The organism is Rhizobacter sp. P5_A1, assembly GCF_056400745.1.
This window is the reverse complement of record NZ_JBFUKR010000024.1, coordinates 1-16,942: the sequence shown is the minus strand read 5'-3', so window position 1 is coordinate 16,942 and position 16,942 is coordinate 1. Positions and strand designations below refer to the sequence as shown.

The window sequence follows — 16,942 nt, the reverse complement described above, 5'->3', positions numbered from 1 at the left end:
CCTCGTTGGGGTCGCGCTCAGTTCGGCTTGTTGTAGAGCGCGTGGATGTTGCCGAGCTTGGCATCGAACACCTCGGCGCCGACATCGATCTGCAAGGTCACGCCGACCAGGCGCCGCCCCTGGATCGGCTCGAAGAAGGCCCGCGCGGTCGCGGCGAGCGCCTCGCCGATGCGCCGCTGCGCCGCCTCGCTGCGGCCGCGACCGATGCGCAGGTTCAGGTACGCGAACGCGCAGTCGTGCTGGCCGTCGGCGATCGCGAAGCGCGGCGCCGGGTAGGCGAGCACGCGCGTGCCGCCGGGCGGGAACAGCGGCGCGCCGGCCTCGTCGGTCTGCGCCAGCAGCGTGTCGGCGAGGTTGCGGCACAACGCGCTCATGTTGGCCTGGGCGTCGAGGTTCTCGCTGTACAGGATCACGAGATGCGGCATGCGGGGCTCCGATCGGGCGGTGGCCGTCACGCCGACCGTGAGCTCACCGCACCAACCGGGATGATGGCGCAGTTTCGTCCGCCGCCCGCGCTCAGGGGGTCTTGCGCAGCCGCCGCACCTGCAAGGTCACGCCGATCGCGAACAGCAAGGCCAGCACCGCGGTCGCCTGCTGCAGTTCGGGCGCTTCGGCGTTCGCGAGCAGCGGGGCGCCCAGCGGCAGCCGGGTCGAGGTCTCGGTGATGGCAGGAATCCAGTGGAACAGGAAGGTCGCCGAAAAGCCGACGACCTCGACGATCTTCGACGCGCGCCCGAAGATCGAGCTGCGCGCCGCGGCGAACGCCACCGCGAGCACCAGCAGCGTCAGGACCCCCAGCGCGTGCGGCTTGCCGAAGCCGCCATGCTGGAAGACGCCGAAGCCGGTCAGTGCGGTCAGCGCGGTCAGCGCGGTCGTCACCGCATAGAACCTGCCCAGGCCGTTGTCGAGCGTGATCTGCCGATCGCGGATCAGCGCGATCAGCCCGGCGGCCAGCGCCACCAGGCTGATCGCGGTATGGGCCGCGCCCAGTGTCGTCAAACCGTAGAGCATGGGTTCTCCTCGTGACGCGGATCGGCGCGACCGCGCCGCCTCGAGCACGCCGCGTGCCAGCGCGGGATTGTGACTTGGGGATGACATTCGGCAAGCGAATTGCGTATCCTCGGCCGCTTTTGGCAGGCGCGCGTCGCGCCGGCCACGCCTTGCCTTGACGCCCGAGACCCGGAGACCCCCCACATATGCGCTACCGGATAGCTCTTTGCGGGTTCAGCGAGTTCGAATACGAGGCGATGCACTTCTCGTTTCAGCATCCGACCGGCTTTCACGAATCGGAGTACGACGTCGTCGGTGCGCTGTCGGAGGCCGACTTCGCGATCGTCGACGCCGACTCCAAGCCGGCCGTCAAGGGCGTGCTGCAGTCGGGGCGCGTTGCGCAGTCGGTCTTCGTCGGCACCGAGGCGCCGGTCGGTGCGGCCTCGCACCTGCACCGGCCGATCGACCCGACGCGCATCCTGCGCACGCTCGACGAGTTGACCGCGCGCCAGGGCATGCCGACCCAGCCCGGCGCGCTGCGCGAGCTGCCGACGCTGAACGACGTCATCCCGTTGCCACAGGCGCCGATCGAGGCCGCTGCGGTGATCCCGCCGGCGTCGGCGGGCCCCGGCGCGGCGAAGGCGGCGGCGCGCGCGAAGGCGCGGCGCGCGCGCCTGGCCAGCGACGAACGGCGCCTCGTCGAACCGCTGCGCGAGGCACTGGTGCTCGACGGCGATGCGCCGACCAACCGCTGGCTGTGCACCCTGCTCGGGCGCTTCGGCTTCCTCCCCTACGCCGTCGCGTCGATCGCGCAGGCCGAGGCGCAGCTCGCGCTGCGGCCGTTCGCGGCGATCTTTCTCGACATCCCGCTGAATGGCGCCGGCGTCGCGCTGCTGCACCGCATCCGCGCACTGCCGGCACCGTGGCCGCATGCCGGGCCAGCGGTGCTGATGGTCGCCGAACACCTCGACCCGACCGACCGGGTCCGCGCGGTGCTCGCCGGGCTGGCGGAGCCGCTGATCAAGCCGCTCGGGCGCGGCGACGTGGCCCGTGCGCTCGAAGGCGCCGGCGTCGCGCTGCCGGCGGATGCGCGGCGCCAATGAGAGGCTGAGCGTGCCTCGGGCGACTCCGCTGCGCCGATAGCGCGGCAGCGACTCGTCCTACAGCGCCCGGCGCGGCCGGCGCGCACGATGTCGGCTTGCGCGGCACGCGCCGCGCTGCAAAGGATGCACGATGCCCAGCCGCTCGATGATCGCGATGCCACGGGCTGCCGCGGTGCACGCGGCCCTTGCCGCCACGCTCGCGCTGACACTGGCCAGCGCCGCTGCACAGCCAGCGGCGAGCAAGCCGATCGCGTTGCCCGACCTGCCGGGGGCGCCGGCATCGGTTTCCTCCGCGCCGCCGGCCGCCGCGGCGTCGGGGCCGCGCATGCGCTCGCCGGCCGAAACCGGCAACCGTGCGGCCGCGCCGGGTGACCTGCGCCCCGAACGCGCGGTGGCGCCGCAGATCAGCATCCCGTTCGGCAAGACGGCGCCGGCGCCGACGTCGCGCGAGACGCGCATCGTGCGCCGTGGCAACGCGCCGGCCAGCGGCGGCATCGACGAAACGGCGGCGCGCTGCGAGTCGCAGATCGACGCGCAGCTGCGCGCCGACTGCCGCGCCAAGCTGGCGCGCGAGGCGCGCGGCCGGCCGCTGAACTGAGCGGGCGCGGGCCGGACTACGCCGGCGTCGCGCAGATCGCCTGATCGATCGCCGCGCCCAGCCCGTGCACCAGCGCGAAGCCCGAGCTGGCGATCAGCAGCGCGCCGGCCAGGCGCACCGCGAGGGCCGGCGCGCGCACCGACCCGCGCGCGCCGCGCAGGCGCCGCCACAACATCGGCGCGAGCCACAGCCCGAGGGCAGAACTCAGCGCGAAAGCAGCCATCACCGCGCCACCCTGCAGCGGGCCGGAGGCCAGCGCCGCGACGATCAGCGCCGACTGCAGCAGGCCGCACGGCAGCGCTGCCCAGCAGACGCCGATCGCCGCAGTTCGGGCCGGCGCCGGCAGGCGCGCGACGAAGCGCAGCGGCCGAGCCGTCGCGGGGCTGGGGACACGCGGCCCCGTGCCGGCGAGCCAGGCCGGCGCGCGGCCCTGCCACAGCAGGCAGGCGCCGAGCGCGATCGCGGCGACATGCAACAGCGCCCACAGAGGACGCAGCACCGGTGCCGCGACGCCGAGGCTGGCCAGCCCGGAGACGCTGCCGGCGACCAGCGCGCCGGCCGCCGCGTAGCCGGCGAGCCGGCCGAGCTGCAGCGCCCACATCGTGCGCGCCGCGGCGGCGCTGCCGTGCCGGCCCGCGACGCCGCCGAACGCCGCACCGCACATCGCCGCGCAGTGCGGGCCGCCGGCCAGGCCCATCATCAGCGCCGAAACGGCGAGTGCCAGGTCCACGACTCTCGGCCTCCGATCGATCAGATCACGTTGGAATAGTGGTTGCGCGCGCGGTCGGCCTGCAGGTGCCGGTCGAACACCATCGCGATGCCGCGCACGAAGTACCAGCCCAGCGGCGTGACCTCGATTGCGTCCGGTTCGACGACGACCAGGCCCTGCGCCTGCAGCGGCGCCAGCGCCGCGAGCTCGGCGGCAAAGACCTTGCGGAAGTCGACCAGGTGCGCGAGCGCGATCGATTCGAACTCGACGCGGCCCTGGCACATCAGCCCCATGATCACGGTGCGCCGCAGCAGGTCGTCGCGGGTCAGCGCCAGGCCGCGCACGACCGGGAACTGGCCCTGCGCGAGCGCGTCCTGGTATTCCGGCAGCGTCTTCGCGTTCTGGCTGTAGGTCGCGCCGATCCGGCCGATCGACGAGACGCCGAGGCCGATCAGGTCGCAATCCGGCTGCGTGCTGTAGCCCTGGAAGTTGCGATGCAGCCGGCCCTGGCGCTTGGCGACGGCCAGCGGGTCGTCGGGCAGCGCGAAGTGATCCATGCCGATGTAGCGGTAGCCGGCCGCGCCGAAGCCCTCGATCGCCCGCGCGAGCATCGCGATCTTCTGCGGGGCCGGCGGCAGCTGGGCCGCATCGATGCGGCGCTGCGGCTTGAAGCGCTGCGGCAGGTGCGCATACGCGTACAGCGCAATGCGGTCCGGCCGCAGCTCGCAGACCTGTTCGATGGTGCGCCCGAAGGACTCGGGCGTCTGCAGCGGCAGGCCGTAGATCAGGTCGACGTTGGTCGAGCGGAACTGTAGCTCGCGTGCCGCTTCGAGCAGCGCGCGCACGCTTTCCAGGCTCTGCACGCGGTGCACTGCGGCCTGCACGTCGGCATCGAAGTCCTGCACGCCGAAGCTCAGGCGGTTGAAGCCGAGTTCGGCGAGGTGGCGCAGGCGCTGCGGATCGGCGGTGCGCGGGTCGACCTCGATCGATATTTCGGCGCTCGCGGTGATCGCGAACGCGCTGCGCAAGCGCGTCATCAGCCGCGCCAGCTCGTCGTCGTTCAGGAAGGTCGGCGAACCGCCGCCGAGATGCAGCTGCGTCACCGGCTGGCGCAGGCCGAGCTCGACCGCGTGCAGATCGATCTCGGCCTCCAGCGCGCTCAGGTAGGGCCCCGCGCGCTCGTGGTGGCGCGTGATGATCTTGTTGCAGGCGCAGTAGTAGCAGACCGATTCGCAAAACGGGATGTGCACGTACAGCGACAGCGCAGCGACACCGGCATTGCGCACCGCCCCCTGCACGCGCGAGCGCAGCGCGCGCTCGTAGTCGGCCGGGCCGAAGGCCTCGACGAAGCGGTCGGCGGTCGGGTACGAGGTGTAGCGCGGCCCCGGCTGGTCGAGCCGGCGCAGCAGTTCGGGCGAAATCACGGGGCCGTCGGCCAGGGAAGCGCAGTTCATGGCGATCGACTGTGCAGCCAGCGCCGCCGCGCGCCCTTGCGCTGCATCAAACGGCCTGCGTTGCGCCGCGCGCAAACTCGCCGGGATGCAAAGTCCCCGCCTCGCCGAGACCGATGCCGAACCCGACGCCGCCGCAACCGCCGCGGCGCACAACGTCGTGCCGCTCCGTGTCCAGGCGCTGAAGGTCGCCTGCTCGAGCTGCAACCTGCGCGAGCTCTGCCTGCCGGTCGGCCTCGATGCGGCCGACATGCAGCGGCTCGATTCGCTGGTCGAGCGGCGCCGAACGCTGCGCCGCGGCGAGGCGCTCTACAGCGCCGGCGAAGGGTTCAGCACGCTGTACGCGGTGCGCACCGGCTTCTTCAAGACGCGCGTCGCCGCCGAGGACGGCCGAGACCAGGTCACCGGCTTCCAGATGGCCGGCGAGTTGCTCGGCTTCGACGGCATCGGCACCGAGCGCCACACCTGCGATGCGATCGCGCTCGAGGATTCGCAGGTCTGCGTGATCCCGTTCGCGCAGCTCGAAGCGCTGTCGCGCCAGTTCGGCGACCTGCAGCGCCAGCTGCACAAGGTCATGAGCCGCGAGATCGTGCGCGACCACGGCGTGATGCTGCTGCTCGGCAGCATGCGCGCCGAGGAGCGGCTCGCCACCTTCCTGCTCAACCTGACCCGGCGCCTGCAGGCACGCGGCTTCTCGCCGACCGCGCTGGTACTGCGCATGACGCGTGAAGAGATCGGCAGCTATCTCGGCCTGAAGCTCGAGACCGTGAGCCGCGCGTTCTCGAAGTTCCAGGACGACGGTGTGCTCGAGGTCCGGCAGCGCCAGCTGCGCGTGCTCGACGAGGCCGCGCTGCGGCAGCTCGTCAACGGCTCGCCCTGCTGATCGCCGCCGGGCGCCCCGCTACCGGATCAGCAGCACCGGGAACTTGCAGCGCGCGAGCACGCCGGTCGCGACCGAGCCGAGCACCATGCTGCCGAGGGCCGAGTGGCCGTGCGTTCCCATCACGATCAGGTCGGGCTTTTCCGACTCGGCGAAATCGGCAATCGCCTGCGCCGCATGACCGCAGCGGTAGAGCGCGCGAAAGCGCCAGTGCTGCTGTTCGGCGAACGCACGGATCGGCTTGAGCACCTGCTCGGCCTGTTCGGCGTACCAGTCGTTCAACGCCACCGTGTCGAAGAAGCGCGAAGCATGCGTCGGGACCGGCGCGAGCGCCGTGAACGCGACGTACTCGTGGCTCGGGCCCAGGAGTTCGTCGTGCGTGGCGATGTAGCTCAGCGTGCGCTTCGTGTGTTCGCTGCCGTCGACTGGCAAAAGAATCTTCATCGATCGTCTCCGCTTGCCTGTGATGTGATGATGCACCAACGTTCGCGTGTTCGAAAGTCGGCGCGCACCGCATCCGATGCGCACATCCTCGCGCAGCGGCCGCGAGACTTTCTTGCGCGTCGTCAATTCGCGGCCGGCGCACGGCGAGAAACTCGGCTCGGTGCCCCCGGAGAACGCCATGCCCTGCGAGAGCCTTCTCGTGTTTCTCGACGACCTGCCCGATTGCGCCGTGCGCACGCGGACCGCGCTGGCACTCGCGCGCCGGCTCGATTGCCACCTGCTCGGGCTCGCGCCGACCGGCCTGCTCGAGCTGCCCGCGGTATCGGGCTCGGCCGCGGCGCTGGCCGATTTCGCCGCCACCGCGCTGGAGCTGCTGCGCGACCGAGCCGAGCGCGTCGCCGAGCGCTTCCGGCGCGATTGCCGCGACGCGGGGCTGAGCGCGTTCGACGCCGTCGTCGACGCGGCCGACACGACACGCTCGATGGTGCGCCACGCGCACTGCAGCGATCTGACCCTGCTGACGCAGGCCGATCCGATCGCGCCCGGCCACCGCGCGGCGCGCGAGCGGGTCGAAGCCGTCGTGCTGCACAGCGCACGTCCGACGCTGATCCTGCCGCATGCCCGGCACGTCGAGCCGATCGGCACACGCGTGCTGGTGGCCTGGGACGACAGCCGCGAAGCCGCGCGCGCCGTGTCCGACGCACTGCCGCTGTTGCGCGGCGCCGAGGAAGTCCGGCTCGCGAGCTGGGGCGAAGCGGACGGCAGCGATCCGTATGCGCTGCAGGCGCAGCTCGACCGAGTGCAGCGCTGGCTCGCGCGCCACCGCATCGACGCGCGCGTGCAGCTCGAAGGCGAGACCGCCACGATCGCCGAGGCCCTGCTCGCGCGTGCCGCCGACTGGGGTTCCGATCTGATCGTGATGGGCGCCTACGGCCATGCGCGCTGGACCGAACGCATGCTCGGCGGCGCCACGCGCGGGCTGCTGCGGTCGATGACGGTGCCGGTGTTGATGTCGCACTGAACACCGTTCTTGCGCTGGGTCAAGGCAGCATCGCCCGCCCTCGCCTATCGTGAATCCAGACACCATGGAGACACTCAGATGATCGCCCTGAATATCGGCAACCTCGATCGCGCGCTGCGCATCGTGGCCGGGATCACGCTCATCGCGCTCGCGGCCTCTGGCCGGCTCGGCGCCTGGGCCTACCTCGGCTTCGCAGCGCTGACGACCGGCGCGCTCGCGTGGTGCCCGCTGTATCGCCTGCTCGGCATTCGCACGACCGCGCGCTGATCGGCGAGGCCACCATGACCCACTCGACGCTGCGCATCATCCGCGAGGAGCATGCCGCACTGTCGGCGATGCTCCGCTCGATCCTGTTGCTGCTCGCGCAGCACCGTCGCCACGCTTCAATGCCCGACTTCGCGGCGCTGCGCGCGATGCTCTTCTACGTCGACGAGTTTCCCGAGCAACGGCACCATCGGCTCGAGTCCGAACTGTTGTTTCCGAAACTGCGCGCACGCACGCCGTTGTCGCGCGCGCTGCTCGACAAGCTCGACGAGGACCACGCTCACGGCGCCCATCGCATCCGCGATCTCGAGCACTCGCTCGTCGCGTTCGAGATGATGGGCGAGGCGCGACGCGGCGCGTTCGAGCACGACGCCGAGCGCTACGTCGCCTTCTACCTCGCCCACATGGCGCTCGAGGAGCAGGAGATCCTGCCGCTGGCCGAACGCACGCTGACGGAACAGGACTGGCTCGACCTCGACGAAGCCTTCGCCGACAACCGCGACCCGTTGACCGGTCACGCCCCGACGGCCGACTACCGGGCGCTGTTCACCCGCATCGTGAATGCCGTGCCGGCGCCGATCGGGCTGGGGGCCTGATCAACGGCGCTCGTTCAGGTCGTCCGACTCGGCCTCGAGCAGCGCGGTCAGCGCGCCGGCGGTCGCGATCGCGGTCCAGAACATCAGGAAGGTGACCGTGTAGATCGCCGGCGCCGACCAGCCGATCGCGGCGCCGCCGAACCAGCGCAGGTCGGCGGGATCGATCACCGCGAACACCAGCATCTCGAGCACGCCCGCGGTCAGGAAGGCCGGCCACAGGATCTGCATCACGCGTTGCTTCATCACGGTTCTCGTCGCGCTACGGCGCCGGCGTGGCCGCGTGGTTGCGCGCCTGCAGCGCGGGCGCGCCCGGCGTGTTCGGCGCAGCGCGCGCGACCGCCTGCGGCAACACCGTGTCGGCGTGTTGCACCGCGGTGTACAGCAGCGCGAAACTGCCCGCGACGACGACGCCGAGGCCGCCGACCACGAGCCACATCGCACCGACGCGCCACCAGGGCAGCGGCACGAGCGGGACATTCGAAACACGGAGGGTGGTCATCGGTTCGCTCCTGCGAAAGGGTCGATTCGGCGTCGCATGCTCAACGCGGCACCACGAAGGTGGATCGCTCGCTCAGCTCGGCGCCCACGCGACCGGCCTCGACCAGCGCGATGCGAAAGCGCATCGGGTGCGCGCCGCCGCCCAGAGCGCGCGCCGCCTGCGGCGGGATCTGCACCGCGACCGGCACCCAGCGCGCCTGCGTCGGGCCGACCTCGATCTCGGTGCGTGCCGCGATCGACGCGTCGGGCAGGCCGTCGACCTCGATGCGGAAATGCTGCGTCGCCTCGGTCGCGTTCATCAGCTGGATGCGGTAGACATTCTCGATCCGACCGTCCTCGACGAGGCGCGCGAGCGTGCCCCGGTCGCGCACCACGTCGGCGCGGAACGGCGCGCGCAGTGCCAGGCTGGTCGCGAAGCCGGCCGCGATCAGCAGCAGCGCGCCGGTGTAGACGAGCACGCGCGGCCGAAACACGCGCCGCCACATGCGCGCGGCGCTCCAGCCGCCCTGCATGCCGTTCTGCGTCGCATAGCGGATCAGGCCGCGCGGGTAGCCCATCTTGTCCATCACGCCGTTGCAGACGTCGATGCACGCGGTGCAGCCGATGCACTCGTACTGCAGACCGTCGCGGATGTCGATGCCGGTCGGGCAGACCTGCACGCACAGCGTGCAGTTGATGCAGTCGCCCTTGCCGACCGACGCCGGCGCGACGCCGCGCGCGCGCGACCCGCGCGGCTCGCCGCACGCCGTGTCGTAGCTGATGACCAGCGTGTCGCGGTCGAACATCGCGCTCTGAAAGCGCGCGTACGGGCACATGTACTTGCAGACCTGCTCGCGCATGTAGCCGGCGTTGCCGTAGGTCGCGAAGCCGTAGAACAGGCTCCAGAACCATTCCCAGGGCCCGAGCGTCAGCGTCATCGCCTCGGCGACGAGCGTGCGCGCCGGCGTGAAATAGGCGACGAAGGTGAAGCCGGTCCACAGCCCGATCGCGAGCCACACCGCCTGCTTGCCGCCGCGGCGCCACAGCTTGTCCGCGCGCCACGGCGCGCCGTCGAGCCTGATGCGGGCCTGGCGATCGCCCTCGAAGCGGCGTTCGACCCACATGAAGATCTCGGTGTAGACCGTCTGCGGGCACGCGAAGCCGCACCACAGCCGGCCCGCCACCGCGGTGAACAGGAACAGCGAGAACGCCGACAGGATCAGGAGGCCGGCGAGGTAGACGAAGTCCTGCGGATACAGCACCAGCCCGAGGATGTAGAAGCGCCGTGCGCCCAGATCGAACAGCACCGCCTGGCGGCCGCCCCATTCGAGCCACGGCAGGCCGTAGAACAGCAGCTGCGTCGCCCACACCAGCGCCCAGCGCCAGCCGGCGAACCAGCCGGTGACCGAACGCATCTGGATCTTCGCCTCGCTCTGATAGAGCGAGACGGGCTCGGCCGCGATCGGAATGATCCGCCGCGGCCGCGGGACCGCCTCGCCGACAGGCCGAGCGGGCACCGGCGCGATCGGGCTCGGCGGGCTCACTGGACCCCGGGCAAGGTGCTCTGCGACAGGCTCCATACATAGGTTCCGAGCACGTGAATCTGCTCCGGCGTCAGGCGCCCGGCCTGTGCCGGCATCGTGTTGGTCTTGCCGTTCGTGACCATCGCGACGATCGCGTCCTCGCCCCAGCCGTGCAGCCAGATCTTGTCGGTCAGGTTCGGCGCGCCGATGGCCTGGTTGCCCTTGCCGTCGGCGCCGTGACAGGCCGCGCAGACCGCGAACTTCGGCTGACCGGCCGCCGCGGCGATCGGGTTGTGCGGGCTGCCGGACAGGCTCAGCACATAGTTCGCGACGTTGCGCACGTCCTGCGGCGTGCCGACCGCGGCCGCCATCGGCGGCATCGCGCCGACGCGGCCCTTCGTGATCGTCTCCTCGATCTTCTCGGGCGTGCCGCCGTGCAGCCAGTCGGTGTCGGTCAGGTTCGGGAAACCCTTGCTGCCGCGTGCGTCCGAGCCGTGGCAGGCGGCGCAGTTGTTGATGAACAGGCGCTCGCCGATCGCCATCGCCTTCGGGTCGTGGCTCAGCTGCGCGGGGGTCAGCCCGCTGAAGCCGGCATAGACCTTCGCGATCGTCGCGCCCGCCGCCTTCTGTTCGTCCTCGAACTGGTTCTTGCTGGTCCAGCCGAACTGGCCCGGCAGGCTGCCCAGGCCGGGGTACACGACGACATAGCCGAACGCGAACACGACCGTCAGGATGAACAGCCACATCCACCAGCGCGGCAGCGGGTTGTTCATCTCGACCAGGTCCTCGTCGTAGACGTGGCCCGTGGTGTTGTCGCCCGCCATCGGCGTGCGATTCGAGGCCACGAACAGCAGCCACAGGCAGCCGAGCAGGCCGATCACGGTGGCAGCGCCGATGAAGATCGACCAGCCACTGCTGAAAAAGTCACTCATTGCCGCGGCTCCTCGTCATTGAACGGCAGTTGCGCAGCCTCGGAGAAGCGCGCGGCGTTGCGGCGCGACCAGGCCCAGCCGAAGATGCCGATAAAGGCGCCGAACGACAGCACCGTCACGATCACCCGAATTGCGTTCACGTCCATCGCAGGCTCCTCATTTCACCGCGGTGCCGAGCACCTGGAGGTAGGCGACCAGCGCGTCGAGCTCGGTCTTGCCGGCGAGCTCGGCGCCGCCCTGCGCGATCTCGGCATCGCTGTACGGCACGCCGACATGGCGCAAGGCCTTCATGCGCGGCGCGGCGTCGGCCGGATCGAGCTTCGCATTCAGCAGCCACGGATAGGCCGGCATGTTCGACTCGGGCACCAGGTCGCGCGGGTTCTCGAGGTGGATGCGGTGCCACTCGTCGCTGTACTTGCCGCCGACGCGGTGCAGGTCGGGGCCGGTGCGCTTGCTGCCCCACTGGAACGGGTGGTCGTAGACGAACTCGCCGGCCGTCGAGTAGTGGCCGTAACGCAGCACCTCGGCCTGCAGCGGGCGGATCATCTGCGAGTGGCAGTTGTAGCAACCCTCGCGGGTGTAGACATCGCGCCCGGCGAGCTGCAGCGCGGTGTAGGGCTTCAGCCCCGGCACCGCCTCGGTCGTCGAACGCTGGAAGAACAGCGGCACGATCTCGACGATGCCGCCGACCGCGACGACCAGCAGGATCAGCACGATCATCAGGAAGTTGCTGGTCTCGATCTTCTCGTGCGTGAAGCCGGCGGTCTTGCTCTCTGGGGTGGCCATCATGTTGCTCCGGGGTTCAGGCGGCGACCGGCACGGCAGCGGCCGGGCCCATCGGGATGCGCAGCGGCAGGTAGCGGCCGGCCTGCGCCGTCTTGACCACGTTCCAGACCATCACGCCCATGCCGCCGAGGTACAGCAGCCCGCCGACGAGGCGGCACAGGTAGAACGGGTAGGTGGCCTTCACGCTTTCGACGAAGCTGTAGACCAGCGTGCCGTCGGCGTTCACCGCGCGCCACATCAGGCCCTGCATCACGCCGGCCATCCACATCGCGGCGATGTAGAGCACGATGCCCAGCGTGCTGACCCAGAAGTGCAGCTCGATCGCCTTGATGCTGTACATGCGCGTCTGGCCGAACATGCGCGGCACCAGGTAGTACAGCGTGCCGATCGAGATCAGCCCGACCCAGCCGAGCGCGCCGGCGTGCACGTGGCCGATGGTCCAGTCGGTGTAGTGGCTCAGCGCGTTGACGGTCTTGATCGACATCATCGGCCCCTCGAACGTGGCCATGCCGTAGAACGACAGCGCCACGATCAGGAACTTCAGGATCGGGTCGTCGCGCAGCTTGTGCCAGGCGCCCGACAGCGTCATCACGCCGTTGATCATGCCGCCCCAGCTCGGCGCGAGCAGCACCAGCGAGAAGATCATGCCGATGCCCTGTGCCCAGTCGGGCAGCGCGGTGTAGTGCAGGTGGTGCGGGCCGGCCCACATGTACGTGAAGATCAGCGCCCAGAAGTGCACGATCGACAGCCGGTACGAGTACACGGGGCGCTCGGCCTGCTTCGGGATGAAGTAATACATCATCCCGAGGAAGCCCGCGGTCAGGAAGAAGCCGACCGCGTTGTGGCCGTACCACCATTGCACCATCGCGTCCTGCACGCCGGCGTAGGCCGAGTAGCTCTTCGTCAGGCTCACCGGGATCGCCGCGCTGTTGACGATGTGCAGCAGCGCGACCGCGATGATGAAGGCGCCGAAGAACCAGTTCGCGACGTAGATGTGGCGCACCTTGCGCGTTCCGATCGTGCCGAAGAAGACGACCGCGTAGGCGACCCAGACGATGGCGATCAGGATGTCGATCGGCCACTCGAGCTCGGCGTATTCCTTGCCCTGCGTGTAGCCCAGCGGCAGCGAGATCGCCGCGGCGACGATCACCAGCTGCCAGCCCCAGAACACGAAGGCCGCGAGTTTCGGCATGAAGATCGAGACCTGCGAGGTGCGCTGCACGACGTACAAGCTGCTCGCCATCAGCGCGCAGCCGCCGAACGCGAAGATCACCGCGTTCGTGTGCAGCGGGCGCAGCCGCCCGTAGCTCAGCCACGGGATGCCGAAGTTCAGCTCGGGCCAGGTCAGCTGCGCCGCGATCAGCACGCCCACCGCCATGCCGACCACGCCCCACAGCACCGCCGCGAGCGTGAACAGGCGCACCGCGCCGTCGTCGTAGACCGGATGACCGGCGCTGCCCGCCGGGGCTGGAACCGAACTCGCCATCTCGCTTCTCCTCGCATCGAATCGAACGCCGCGATCGCGGCTCGAGGAAGTGTCGCGGCGCAGATCAGCGTCGGGCTTGATCGGCGTCAAGCGACGGCGATCCGATCGGCGCGTCGCCTTCCAGGACGCGCTCGCCCTCGCGCTCGAGGTCGTCGAACTGCCCGGCGCCGAGCGCCCAGCGGAACACGGCCAGCAGCGCGAACACCAGCAGCACCGAGATCGGCACGAGCAGGAAGAGGATGTCCATCTCAGTGGCTCATTGCGCTGTGCGCCACCCGCGACGCATGAAGCATCGATATGGTTCTTGATGTCCGCTTGCGGCCCATTGCGGCTGTTCGCCCACAGCTTGCGACGCTCGGTGCGTCGCGGCAGGCGGTACCCGGTGCGGGCTCATGCTGTGGCGGTCGGTGCTGCGCACCGACTGCACTGCGCTGCTCGGTCCGGGGTCGCGCCGCCGAACTCACTGCGCTCACTTCGTTCGCTGCGTTCAGACAGCCGCGGCGAGTCAGACCACGAAGCACGCGCTGCGCGCGTGCCGACCCCGGCCCTGCGCTGCTCGTCGCCACAGAAATCGCCCGCACCGGGCACCGCCTGCCGCGAAGCCCACCCTCAGCGGCGTTTCGGTCTGACGCCACCACCGTGCCTGCAAAGGCGAGAGCGGCCGGGCCGGCGAGGGCATCAAGAAGCCAGCGCCGAGCAGCGCAGCGCAGCGGGGTCGGGCCGCTTGCGGCCCAAGTCGACATGTTTGAGGTCCTGTACCCAGGGCCGAGTTTGTCGACTTGCCCCGCGTAGCGAGCAGCGCAGGGCACCCCTCGCGCAGCGAGGGGCGCGGCTTCAGCCCTCGTCGGCCCGGCCGCTCTCGGCTTTGCCGCTCCAACGACCGACCGGGACGGGCCGACAGCAGCCACACCCTCACAGTTCAATACGGTGAGCTTCACTTCATCAGACCCTTGAAACGCGCAGCGCATTGAGCACGACGAACAAGGAGCTCGTCGCCATGCCGAGGCCCGCGGCCCAGGGCGGGAACCAGCCGACGAGCGCGAGCGGCACGCAGACGATGTTGTAGGCCAGCGCCCACGCCAGGTTCTGGTGCAGCACGCGCATCGCGCGGCGTGCGACGCTGCGCGCCAGGCGCACGTCGCCGACGCGGTCGGACAGCAGGATGAAGTCGGCGCTCGACTGCGTGATCGCCGCGCCGTGCGCGAACGCGAACGACACGTCGGCGCGCGCGATCACCGGCGCATCGTTCAGCCCGTCGCCGACCATGCCGACACGGCGGCCCTCGCGCTGCGCCGCGGCGACGCGCGCGAGCTTCAGCTCGGGGGTCGCACCGCCCTGCGCATCGGAAAGCCGCAGCTGATCGGCGATCGCGTCGACGCGCGCCTGTGCATCGCCGGACAACAGCGCGACCTGCACGCCGTCATCGCGCAGGCCGTCGAGCGTCGCGCGCGCATCGGGTCGCAGCGACTCGTCGAACTCGAAGCAGGCCAGCGCACCGCGCGCGTCGCCGAACCACACGCGCGCGCCGTTTGCCCCGGCCTGCGCCTTGTCCTCGGTGTTCGGGTCGACCCAGCGGCGCGTGCCGAGGCGTGCGTGTGTGCCGTCCCACGCCGCGCCCTCGACGCCCTGGCCGGGGAACTCCTCGATCTCGCGCCAGACGGCCTCGGGCACGACGACCTCGCGCGCGAGCGCCTTCGACAACGGGTGCGCCGAGTGGCTCGCGAGCGCGCCGGCCAGGCGCAGCAACGCGGCGGCGTCGAGGCCGGTGCGCTGCGCCGCCGGCAGCACGTGCACGCGCCGCAACTGCATCTGCTCGCGGGTCAGCGTGCCGGTCTTGTCGAAGAACAGCGTGTCGACACCGGCCAGCGCCTCGAGCGCATCGAGCCGCCGCACCAGCACACCGCGGCGCGCCAGCGCGCCGGCCGCGGCCAGCAGCGTCGACGGCGCGGCCAGCGAGAGCGCACACGGGCAGGTCACGATCAGCACCGAGACCGCGACCCAGACAGCGCGCGCCGGATCGATCACCGACCAGGCCGCGCCGGCGAGCGCCGCGAGCAGCAGCACGCCCGACAGGAACGGCACCGCGAGGCGGTCGGCCGCGCGCAGCAGCGCAGGCCGCTGCGCCAGCGCGCCGCGCATCAGCGCGACCACGCCCTCGAAGCGCGTGTCGGCACCGAGTCGCTCGACGCGCATCGTCACCGGCGCGCCGAGGTTCAGGCTGCCGGCGACGACCCCATCGCCGAGGCGCCGCTCGACCGGGCGCGACTCGCCGGTGAGCAGGGATTCGTCGACCTGGGTGCGCCCGTCGACGAGCGGCCCGTCGGCCGCGAAGGCCTCGCCCGCGAAGGTGCGCACGAGGTCGCCGACGCGCAGCGCGTTCAACGGCACCGCGGTGAAGCTGCCGTCAGGGTCGACGCGCCGCACGTCGCACGGCAGCCGCGCGCAGGCGTCTTCGAGCGACGCGGCGACCCGGTGCTGCGCGCGCAGGCCGAGCCAGCGCCCGGCCAGCAGGAACGCGACGAACATCGTCAGCGAATCGAAGTAGACCTCGCGGCCGAACACGCCGCCGGGCGCGAAGGTCGCGCCGCTGCTGACGACGAAGGTGACGGCCAGGCCGATCGCGACCGGCAGGTCCATGCGCATCTGGCCCCGGCGCACGCCGCCCCAGGCATCGCGAAACATCGGCGCGGCCGAGAACAGCAGGACCGGGATGCTCAGCAGCCACCCCGCCCACTGCAGCAGCCGCAGCATGTCGGGCGTGATCGCGTCCGGCGCGGCGATGTAGGCCGGTGCTGCATACATCATCACCTGCATCATGCAGAAGGCCGCGACGAAGAGCCGCCACAGTGCGGCGCGCTCCTCGCGCCGGCGCAGCGCGCGAGCGGGTTCGGCCAGGTCGGGCGCGGCGCCGTAGCCCGCTCGCTCGATCGCCGCGATCAGGCGCGACGGCTGCGTTGCCGCCGGCTGCCAGCGCACACTGGCACGCCGCGCCGCATAGCTGACCGTGGCGTCGATGACACCCGGCTCACGGCACAGCGCCGCCTCGATCAGCCCGGCACACGCGGCGCAGTACAGGCCCGCGAGGCGCAGCTGCGAGCAGGCGACGGCCGCACCGTCGGGCCCGGTCGTCCACGCGGTGAAGCCGGTCTGCCCGAGCGGGTCGTCGAGCGTCGCCGAGGCGGCAGGGGCGGATGCGATCAGGGAAGCCACGCCGCAATCTACGGCGGTGCACGCATCCGGGGCTTGATGAGCGTCAAGGCGCGCGACGCACAAGCCGTTTCAACACGCGCCTGTGGAATCCCTCTTGCGCGGGGCCGCGTGGCGCGGTAACACTCGACGCACCGACGTGCAGCCCGCGAGAACGAGACCCCGCATGGACCACCGCCCGATCCGCAAGCCGCTGTACAAGTCGCTGTACTTCCAGGTCATCACCGCGATCGTCATCGGCGTGCTGCTGGGCCACTTCTATCCGCAGACGGGCGAGGCGATGAAGCCGCTCGGCGACGGCTTCATCAAGCTGATCAAGATGATCATCGCGCCGATCATCTTCTGCACGGTCGTCGTCGGCATCGCCGGCATGGAAGACATGAAGAAGGTCGGCAAGACCGGCGGCCTGGCGCTGCTGTACTTCGAGATCGTCAGCAGCGTCGCGCTGGTCGTCGGGCTGCTGATCATCAACCTG

21 protein-coding genes are annotated in these 16,942 nt (G+C 70.8%); 7 read left to right on the top strand and 14 right to left on the bottom strand.

Translation table 11 applies throughout. The features are described from left to right. Positions 1-17 precede the first annotated feature (17 nt). A complete protein-coding gene (locus AC1DTW_RS21680; RefSeq protein WP_477983464.1) occupies positions 18-425 on the bottom strand; it encodes a 5-carboxymethyl-2-hydroxymuconate isomerase in 408 nt (135 codons plus the stop codon). A 91-nt stretch (positions 426-516) separates the two neighbouring features. After that, positions 517-1,011, bottom strand: coding sequence for a hypothetical protein (locus AC1DTW_RS21675; protein WP_477983463.1), 495 nt, complete (start codon positions 1,009-1,011; stop codon positions 517-519). Positions 1,012-1,247: 236 nt separating this feature from the next. Between AC1DTW_RS21675 and AC1DTW_RS21670 the strand changes: the two genes are divergently transcribed. After that, positions 1,248-2,093 carry a DNA-binding transcriptional response regulator gene (locus AC1DTW_RS21670; protein ID WP_477983462.1) on the top strand — a complete coding sequence of 282 codons (846 nt, stop codon included), beginning with the start codon at positions 1,248-1,250 and terminating at the stop codon, positions 2,091-2,093. Between the two features lie 130 nt (positions 2,094-2,223). Further along, entirely contained in the window at positions 2,224-2,691 is a 468-nt protein-coding gene (locus AC1DTW_RS21665; RefSeq protein ID WP_477983461.1) for a hypothetical protein, read from the top strand. 16 nt (positions 2,692-2,707) lie between these two features. On the opposite strand, the gene AC1DTW_RS21660 is transcribed toward AC1DTW_RS21665, so the two are convergent. Both AC1DTW_RS21660 and hemN read right to left on the bottom strand, forming a co-directional pair. Beyond that, positions 2,708-3,421, bottom strand: coding sequence for a sulfite exporter TauE/SafE family protein (locus AC1DTW_RS21660; RefSeq protein WP_477983460.1), 714 nt, complete (start codon positions 3,419-3,421; stop codon positions 2,708-2,710). Positions 3,422-3,441: 20 nt separating this feature from the next. Next, the gene (gene hemN / locus AC1DTW_RS21655) at positions 3,442-4,854 is read right to left on the bottom strand and encodes an oxygen-independent coproporphyrinogen III oxidase (protein ID WP_477983459.1); all 1,413 of its coding nucleotides are present in this window, start codon (positions 4,852-4,854) and stop codon (positions 3,442-3,444) included. 85 nt (positions 4,855-4,939) lie between these two features. Here hemN and fnr point away from each other — a divergent pair, with 85 nt between their 5' ends. Further along, positions 4,940-5,734: a fumarate/nitrate reduction transcriptional regulator Fnr gene (gene fnr / locus AC1DTW_RS21650; protein ID WP_477983458.1), complete on the top strand. Its 795-nt coding sequence runs from the start codon at positions 4,940-4,942 to the stop codon at positions 5,732-5,734. Between the two features lie 18 nt (positions 5,735-5,752). Here fnr and AC1DTW_RS21645 read toward each other — a convergent pair whose 3' ends face one another. After that, positions 5,753-6,175, bottom strand: coding sequence for a universal stress protein (locus AC1DTW_RS21645; protein WP_477983457.1), 423 nt, complete (start codon positions 6,173-6,175; stop codon positions 5,753-5,755). A gap of 178 nt (positions 6,176-6,353) precedes the next feature. On the opposite strand from AC1DTW_RS21645, the gene AC1DTW_RS21640 reads away from it, so the two are divergent. The 3 genes from AC1DTW_RS21640 (at position 6,354) to AC1DTW_RS21630 (ending at position 8,056) form a co-directional block, all read left to right on the top strand. Continuing rightward, a complete protein-coding gene (locus AC1DTW_RS21640; protein ID WP_477983456.1) occupies positions 6,354-7,196 on the top strand; it encodes a universal stress protein in 843 nt (280 codons plus the stop codon). A 78-nt stretch (positions 7,197-7,274) separates the two neighbouring features. Continuing rightward, the gene (locus AC1DTW_RS21635) at positions 7,275-7,463 is read left to right on the top strand and encodes a YgaP family membrane protein (protein WP_477983455.1); all 189 of its coding nucleotides are present in this window, start codon (positions 7,275-7,277) and stop codon (positions 7,461-7,463) included. 14 nt (positions 7,464-7,477) lie between these two features. Further along, entirely contained in the window at positions 7,478-8,056 is a 579-nt protein-coding gene (locus tag AC1DTW_RS21630; protein ID WP_477983454.1) for a hemerythrin domain-containing protein, read from the top strand. Here AC1DTW_RS21630 and AC1DTW_RS21625 read toward each other — a convergent pair whose 3' ends face one another. From AC1DTW_RS21625 to AC1DTW_RS21585, 9 genes are all read right to left on the bottom strand, one after another. Further along, positions 8,057-8,299, bottom strand: a complete 243-nt coding sequence (locus AC1DTW_RS21625) for a hypothetical protein (protein WP_477983453.1) — start codon at positions 8,297-8,299, stop codon at positions 8,057-8,059. A 16-nt stretch (positions 8,300-8,315) separates the two neighbouring features. Next, positions 8,316-8,555, bottom strand: coding sequence for a nitrogen fixation protein FixH (locus AC1DTW_RS21620; protein ID WP_477983452.1), 240 nt, complete (start codon positions 8,553-8,555; stop codon positions 8,316-8,318). Positions 8,556-8,595: 40 nt separating this feature from the next. After that, entirely contained in the window at positions 8,596-9,948 is a 1,353-nt protein-coding gene (ccoG, locus tag AC1DTW_RS21615; protein ID WP_477983451.1) for a cytochrome c oxidase accessory protein CcoG, read from the bottom strand. 125 nt (positions 9,949-10,073) lie between these two features. After that, on the bottom strand, positions 10,074-10,988 hold the full coding sequence (gene ccoP / locus AC1DTW_RS21610) for a cytochrome-c oxidase, cbb3-type subunit III (protein ID WP_477983450.1): 915 nt from the start codon (positions 10,986-10,988) through the stop codon (positions 10,074-10,076). Further along, complete coding sequence (locus AC1DTW_RS21605) at positions 10,985-11,134, bottom strand: cbb3-type cytochrome oxidase subunit 3 (RefSeq protein WP_477983449.1); 150 nt, start codon at positions 11,132-11,134, stop codon at positions 10,985-10,987. The genes ccoP and AC1DTW_RS21605 overlap by 4 nt, the downstream gene beginning before the upstream one ends. A gap of 10 nt (positions 11,135-11,144) precedes the next feature. Then, the gene (gene ccoO, locus AC1DTW_RS21600; protein WP_477983448.1) at positions 11,145-11,774 is read right to left on the bottom strand and encodes a cytochrome-c oxidase, cbb3-type subunit II; all 630 of its coding nucleotides are present in this window, start codon (positions 11,772-11,774) and stop codon (positions 11,145-11,147) included. 16 nt (positions 11,775-11,790) lie between these two features. Then, positions 11,791-13,260 (bottom strand): cytochrome-c oxidase, cbb3-type subunit I, encoded by a 1,470-nt coding sequence (ccoN, locus tag AC1DTW_RS21595; RefSeq protein ID WP_477983447.1) that lies wholly within the window; start codon positions 13,258-13,260, stop codon positions 11,791-11,793. Positions 13,261-13,324: 64 nt separating this feature from the next. Continuing rightward, positions 13,325-13,507, bottom strand: a complete 183-nt coding sequence (gene ccoS, locus AC1DTW_RS21590) for a cbb3-type cytochrome oxidase assembly protein CcoS (RefSeq protein WP_477983446.1) — start codon at positions 13,505-13,507, stop codon at positions 13,325-13,327. Positions 13,508-14,202: 695 nt separating this feature from the next. Further along, positions 14,203-16,470 (bottom strand): heavy metal translocating P-type ATPase, encoded by a 2,268-nt coding sequence (locus AC1DTW_RS21585; protein WP_477983445.1) that lies wholly within the window; start codon positions 16,468-16,470, stop codon positions 14,203-14,205. Positions 16,471-16,633: 163 nt separating this feature from the next. Here AC1DTW_RS21585 and AC1DTW_RS21580 point away from each other — a divergent pair. Next, positions 16,634-16,942, top strand: a 309-nt coding sequence (locus tag AC1DTW_RS21580; RefSeq protein WP_477983444.1) for a cation:dicarboxylate symporter family transporter, incomplete at its 3' end; no start/stop codon positions are given.